Origin of the sequence: Aporhodopirellula aestuarii (assembly GCF_023701485.1) — a bacterium.
Taxonomy (GTDB): domain Bacteria; phylum Planctomycetota; class Planctomycetia; order Pirellulales; family Pirellulaceae; genus Rhodopirellula; species Rhodopirellula aestuarii.
The window spans coordinates 1-6811 of the sequence record NZ_JAMQBK010000034.1; the positions used below are offsets into that span (position 1 = coordinate 1).

4 protein-coding genes are annotated in these 6811 nt (G+C 52.5%); 1 reads left to right on the top strand and 3 read right to left on the bottom strand.

The window, feature by feature from the left end:
- Nucleotides 1-47: 47 nt before the first annotated feature.
- Together NB063_RS13305 and NB063_RS13310 are read right to left on the bottom strand one after the other, a co-directional pair.
- Nucleotides 48-1949, bottom strand: coding sequence for a glycosyltransferase WbuB (locus tag NB063_RS13305; RefSeq protein ID WP_250929221.1), 1902 nt, complete (start codon nt 1947-1949; stop codon nt 48-50).
- Nucleotides 1950-2017: 68 nt separating this feature from the next.
- Nucleotides 2018-3418, bottom strand: coding sequence for a transposase (locus NB063_RS13310; RefSeq protein ID WP_250929222.1), 1401 nt, complete (start codon nt 3416-3418; stop codon nt 2018-2020).
- Between the two features lie 214 nt (nt 3419-3632).
- Between NB063_RS13310 and NB063_RS13315 the strand changes: the two genes are divergently transcribed.
- Nucleotides 3633-4934: an IS256 family transposase gene (locus NB063_RS13315; protein WP_250929223.1), complete on the top strand. Its 1302-nt coding sequence runs from the start codon at nt 3633-3635 to the stop codon at nt 4932-4934.
- Nucleotides 4935-5245: 311 nt separating this feature from the next.
- Here NB063_RS13315 and NB063_RS13320 read toward each other — a convergent pair whose 3' ends face one another.
- On the bottom strand, nt 5246-6337 hold the full coding sequence (locus NB063_RS13320; RefSeq protein ID WP_250929224.1) for a glycosyltransferase family 4 protein: 1092 nt from the start codon (nt 6335-6337) through the stop codon (nt 5246-5248).
- Nucleotides 6338-6811: the final 474 nt, after the last annotated feature.

Genomic DNA, 6811 nt, shown 5'->3' on the forward strand with positions numbered 1-6811 from the left:
TAAATCCCCGTGCAATCGCCTTGGATCTATCGGTGTGCCCACGCACGCTACAAGCTCAGTGATTCATCACTGCTGGTCGTCGTTGACGCGTCACGCAGCATGCGCAGTAGGACGACTGTGGCTTCAGCAATAACACCGGCTAACAACGTATAGCCGAGGTCGACGACTGAGAAGGAGCGATTGGGGATCGCGTTTTGGGCGAACTCCATCACGAGCAATGCCATGATCACGGACCCCAATAGGACGCGTCGAATCGAATCCTGCATTTTGGTGTGTAGAAAAATGCAAATAGGAAACACGACTCCGGCCGTCATCAGGAAAGTGCGGCCGTCGTAGTACTTGTCCAACAGCGCGGCAATGCTTTTGGGTAGCCAAGCCACATTGGAAGCTCTCGGGTCTGGCCGCAATAGAAAAAACGCCGCTAAGCAAATCGCAACGATAACCCAAGCCGTGATTGCGTGGGATCGCCAAGCTCTTTCAGGCTGATCATGACCGGATTCGTGTGTGATTAAGTCTTCTTCAAGATTCAAGTTTCGTCCGCCCCGCGGCACATCTGCGAGTGACTCGAGCTCTCGTGTAAAGCGACTCAAGATCGCCTCTCGGCTGAGGTGGTTCACCGCGTATTCTCGGGCGGCATCGCCAGTCTGTTTTCTGAGTTCACGATTGCCCGCGAGGCTGTTGATTGCATCGGCGACAGCCCTTGCGTCGCCCGGTGGCACGACCGCTCCGAGTCCCTCAACGACATCGGCAATTTGGGTCCCCGAATGGGCACAGGCCACAACCGGACGCCCACTGGCGAGCATGCCCGTCAGTTTTGAAGGCATGACAAGATCGGCCGCGTCCGACCGCTGAGGCAGCAAGTGAATGTCTGCACAATTCAGCAAGTCATTTAACCGCTCAAATGGTTGCAGCGGAAGCCATTGCACGTTGTCTAGGTCTCCGGCGGATGCTTGCAAACGATCCCGGTTAGCACCGTCACCGCAGATCAGGAACTGAATATGTTGCTGACCCGACAAAATCTCAGCCGCCTCCAAGAGCACCTCCAGGCCTTGTTTGGCTCCCAAGTTACCCGAGTAAAGACAGATACATTTGTCGTCCGGAATACCAAAGGAATCTCGTAAGCCATGAAGGTTGTTCAGTGGACGAATGGCGTCACAATCGACCCAGTTCGGAAATGCGACTACCTTTTGCTCATCGACGCCTTTCTGGACTAGTTTCAGGAGCATATTGGGAGAGATGCTAGAGACGCGATTAAAGCGTCGCATCAAGAAGCCTTCCACTCCAAGAACGAGTTTTTGGAGCAAAGGCTGTTTCAATATACCAAGATCAAAAGCGGCGGCGATTTCAAAATCTTGGACATGCAGCCATGTTTTCGCACGACAAAATCGAGCGGCGAACAAAGTAGTCGGCATGCACATCGCAGCCGGCTCAACCGTCATAACGACATCAGGCCGAAACGAAATCGCTTTCCAGAGCATCACGGGGACGCTTGAAAGTCCGAAAGTTGCCAAATGCACAATCCGCTTCAAACCCGTTACTTTGCTGGGAACCCAGATTGGGCAACGAATCACGTCGAGCTTACCGATTGTCCCCCGTGTATCGCGATTCGCCCCAAGTGAGGCTAATGCAAAGTCTGGTATGATTGATGAGGTGAACGCAGACTGACGCTGCGACTGGTGTTCTGACGTTGAGTCAGGTGCTAGTGCGGTACGAGCGTTCGCCGTCTCGGTGCCGCACCCTTTGTCGAGATCAATATCAGAAAGTGTATGTAGACGGTCGCTGGTCGAATCTCGATGATAGCGCCATCCCGAGAAGCCCGACGCAATCTTCCATTGAGGATAGTAAGGGGGCGTGGTAACGACGGTGACGTCGTGCCCATGCTCCATTAGATACTCTACCATCTCACCGGAGTACTTGCCGATACCGAGTTCCTCAGGCGCGAAGTTCAATCCGTGTAAAAGCAGTCTTATTGTTCTGGTCCGTTCATTATGAAATTGGTTTTTAACAGCGTGTTGATTTATGCCAATCGAGCTAACTTGGATTTGATCTGGTTCGATACGGGCAGAAAGTTGCCGATGGGCCGCAGGCAATCGTTTTGTCGGCGAGTAGTGTTCGTCAAGGTCGTCAGGAACTCTTGACTGAGCTGACTGAGGCCCCAAAAAGCCAACGCGGCGCGATCCGCCAGCAATGCAGCGTATCTCGGCTTGCCCGCTCCGATCAACAGACGCATGATCCGCCCCAAGTTGAATGCCATTGCCGCACTCATGTAACGCTTGCGGACATCTTCAATCCCGCGAAGCCATGTGCGGCGAGCACCGCCGGTGTCACAAAGATGGGCGAACGTGCGTTCGACTCGCTCGCTCCGCAGTCGCTGCAACTGACGCCCTCGAGTTCCCTGGGTGTTGCGTCGATTGCGACGATAAGATGCTTCACGGCCAGCGTGTTTGTCGGTCCAATTGCGATTCGATGATCGCTGTGGTTCGGGGATGTATGTTCGCGTTTGCGATTCGTCTTGCAACCGGCTAAGCACTTCCTCACTGTGATAACCCTTGTCCGCCACAACTTCCTTGACTTCCTGGCCGTCACCCGAGACGCGAACGTTAGTCTTGGCCGTGTTAACGGTGTCTTCGATCGTTTTGGTATCACCCTGGTCGCCGTGATAAACCTCCGCTGCGACGATCAGATCCGTTTCCAAGTCCACGGCGTTCTCGGCTTTGAACTTCAGGTGAAAACGCCCGTCTTTCATCTTGCCAATCCGAGAATCAGGATCGGTCTCGCTTTCCCAGTCTTCGTTGCTGACTTTCTTTTTCGGCTTGCGCGATTTATCGAAACGGCGCAGCTCTTCGTCGTTCGGATCCTTCTTACCAGTCTCTTCTTCGTAAAGCTTTCTTAGGTACTCGCGCCAGCCATCGCCGTTGTCTTTGCGGACAATGCTTTTGAGTGAAGCGTTGGCTTCCAGGTCTGTCGCATCGACACCAATCGTTTTGCCTTTGAGAAGCCCTTTGTCGTTGGCCGCCTTGAGAATCATTTCGAACGCGAACTGATGAATCTCCATCGGCAAACGTTCTCGGGTCAACGAGAGAGTGCTGTGATCGGGTGTCGACTCGCCCGGCGTGTAGCCGAGAAACCGAGCCAGCGAACGACTGTCATCGCAACGCCACGCTATGCCTCGTTGCGTGGAAATATCCTCAAAGTAACCAATGAAGATCATCCGGAAGCAGACGCCCGGCGGCAGGCCTTTGCGTCCAGTGGTCTCGTAGAACGGTTCGACTACCTTCTCAAGCTGGCCATCGAAATCCATTTCATGGAGCAACTGATTGAGTCGATCGTAGAACGCGTTTCTCGGTCCACTGCCGAGCTTATCAGCGGCTACCCAGAACGTATCCTGCTGTTGCCGCTTTCGTTTCCCAAGTCCCATCGTGATGCCTCCAAGTAAGTTTTCTCTAAGATAGCGCGAAAGCGTCGAAAATCAACAGGCTGTTAGCTTACTCGTGGTGAGTATGTCTGCATGATCCATTTGGGAAATGCGCAAAGCTAGTCCTGAACGACTCCTTTCTGCGAACGAATTAGTTTCGTGAGGTGGTGACCTGATCCCGGGCGCGCCCAGGGCTTAGGAGGAAGCGTCCCAATAATTGTTGAAAGTTGAAAGATGGTCTCCCGGAGGGCAGAATCTGCCCTTCGCAATTTCTCAATTTTCGTCGGGTGCAACCGACGGGGAGACCATCATGAATGAAGTTAGTCTTTTGCAATCTCTTGGGCAAGTTTCAGCGTCAGAAACCGGGGAAGTCTTTCGCGACTTCATCCGTGGCCACGTCCGCGAGATGATCAGTGAAGTGATGGCTGCTGAAGTCACACAGCTCTGTGGTCCCAAGCACGCACCGCATGAGGGCGATCACTTTCGAGCCGGATCCAGTCCCGGCCGCGTTCTTTACGAGGGTGAGCGAGAAGAGGTTGTTCGACCTCGTGTACGCCGCAGGGACGACGACGGGGCCAGTCACGAAGTCGAACTGGCGACGTACCGTGTAGCGAAGGATCCCAGCCAATTGCAGACGCAGATCATCCAGGCGATCGTTTCCGGGGTTAGCAGTCGATCGATCGAAGACATCAAACCGAATTCCCCGGGAGTCAGCCGGTCGAATGTATCGCGATTGTGGAAAGAGGTAGGCCACAAGTTAGTCGATGAATTGCGAGGCAAGAACTTGGGGGCCCAGAGTTGGTGTGTGCTGATGCTTGATGGGATTCGCTTGAGCAGGGATCAGACCGCAGTTGTCGTGTTGGGAATCGACACCGAAGGTCGAAAGCAGGTCCTGGATTTTGTTCTGGGAAGCAGCGAAAGCCTGGAAATTGCGAGTGATTTAATGAGCCGAATCATCAACCGCGGGTTCACTTGCTCGCATCGCTTGTACGTTGTTCTTGACGGAAGTGACGCGTTGCGTGGTGCGGTCAAAGAACACTTTCCCGATGCCGTGATTCAACGTTGCTTGGTTCACAAAGAGCGGAATCTGAAGGCGAAGCTATCCAAACGACATTGGGGCGAGGTCTCTCGTCTGTTCACGCGTCTTCGGGGTGTCCAAGGGTATGAGGTAGCTAAAGTAGTATTTGATGAGTTGGATAAGTTTATCAAGCCGATCAACGCCGAGGCGCACAGGAGCCTGCATGAAGCCGGCGAGGATCTTCTCGCACTGCATCGGTTGAATGTCCCGAACACGCTTCATCGTTGTCTTCTGAGTACCAATGCGATCGAGAACTCGTTCCGCACCACGCGCCGTAAACTTGACCGCGTGACACGTTTTCGAGCTGAGACGGATCAAGCGAGTCGCTGGCTCTCGTACGCGTTGCTGGAGGCTGAGAAAGGCTTTCGCCGGATCACCGGATGCAAGTCGCTTCCGCATCTGCTGGAAGCCTTGGCGAGACCCGAATCAACAACGAGCTGAATTTGCTTTTCCACCTCCTGGAGCTCGCCTACGGCGAGCTCCAGGAGGTGGGGCTTGTTGCTCACTCCAACCGGATTACTTACCTTTTTACGAGAGAGACCATCACGAGTTTCAACAACAAACGGGACATACCCCGAGATGACCGAATACGAGACTGTATCTGAAGGAGAACGCGAGCTCGGAATTTACCTCAGCTATTGCAACCAAGATCGGAAGCACTCGAGTCTTGGCTACCAAACACCCACACAGTTTGAATCCACTCACCCAGGTCGAGAATAAGCCCTGGGCGCGCCCGGGATCAGGTCACCACCTCAATTTCCTAGTATGTTTCGATAGAGCTGAAGCACTTCTTCGGTCGTTTTATCCCAGGAAAAACACTTCGCACGATCCTTACCCGATTGTATTCTAATAGTTCGGTAAGCATCGTTCACCAGTAGCTCAGACAGCTCTCGGGCCACACCCACCGCATCATTGCATTCCAGCACTTTTGCCCCGTTTCCTGCGATTTCAGGTAACGCGAAAGCATTTGAGCAGACAACAGGACAGCCGCAACCCATGGCTTCAACAACTGGCAATCCAAACCCCTCGTGATGTGACATGAATGCGAGTGCGACGGCATTACGGTACAGGTTACCAAGTTGATCGTCGCTGACTCGTCCGAGGAATACCACGTTAACGCCAAGTTGGTTGGCGTGAGACTGCAGTATCGCCTCATTAGGGCATCGCCCAATGATCAATAATGTAAATTTGTGGTGCCGAATAAGCGGAGATGACAATGCCTCAATCACACACTCCACATTCTTGTGTTTCTGATGACCAAAAGAAAGAACGTAAGGCGAGGCGCAAGGAATGATCTCATTAGAGCCATTATCCGCGAAATCAGTTTTTCCGAGATGAATAGTTTTGATCTTCCCATTAGAAACACCGAAATATTCGATTGCCTGCTGACGAGAAAACTCGCTAATCGACGTAATCGCTACAGCCTTCTTCATGCTTTGGCGATAACTGATGTTTTTGTATAGCTTCTTATGCCAGGGAGTCTGGACGTGCTTGTATACGAAGTCATACAAACCAAAGATCATCGGCGTTCCGGAAGTGATTAAAGGAAGCTGCCCGCTTGCCTTGTGTAACAGGTGGGGCTGCTCACTCTGAACTACCCTTCTGGTGGCAAGTTCCATAGCAAGAATCGAGTTGATTGGGCGTTTTTCGACAATTAGTTTTGCATGAGGTTCACAGTCTTTGAAGTAAGGGTAGGTGATTTCGTCAACATGAAGCAAAAACTCCCAATCTTGAGATTCCACAACGCGTCTGTAGAGTTCCCATACCGCCTTGAAATTGCCGCCAAGTGCATCGCTGTGCCCTTCATGCAATCTGATTGCGCTTAGAAGAATCTTAGATGGCATTGAACTGCTTTCTTTGGTTGAAGGCGACCACAATATCGGCTGTTTGAGAAAACGAAAAAGTCGACACACGCGAGGATTTCGACCGACATCAGCTTAACGTTGGATGGCAACATGGACAATCCGGAACTATTGAGGGAGAGGCGTCCGTGTGCTCTGTGCTACTTGTTGTGAGAAAATCGGTACTTCATCTGTTCGTCTCCTAGGCCAGATGAAGCGTAGTCTTTGGTGGGCAGGTTATCCAAAATGCTGTAGGGCTGAAGTTCATTCAGGGCGATTGCGCCACACTGGGTAATCTGCGAAGCTGAGCAAAGGTTCGTGATTGGGTAGCTGGTTTGCAGCAGCCGGGCGAATCAACTCGCTTCGGATTCTTTCGATGGAACGCTCCGCTTCGTTGGTTCAACAGCTCAAGGCCGTCTCGGATCCGCGTCCGGGAGAACCCGTTCACCCATTGGTGAATGTCTTGTTCATGACCAT

Excerpts from the sequence above, each read along its gene's own strand:
- NB063_RS13310 (WP_250929222.1), bottom strand. The coding sequence starts at position 3,418 with ATGGGACTTGGGAAACGAAAGCGGCAACAGCAGGATACGTTCTGGGTA.
- NB063_RS13320 (WP_250929224.1), bottom strand. The coding sequence starts at position 6,337 with ATGCCATCTAAGATTCTTCTAAGCGCAATCAGATTGCATGAAGGGCAC.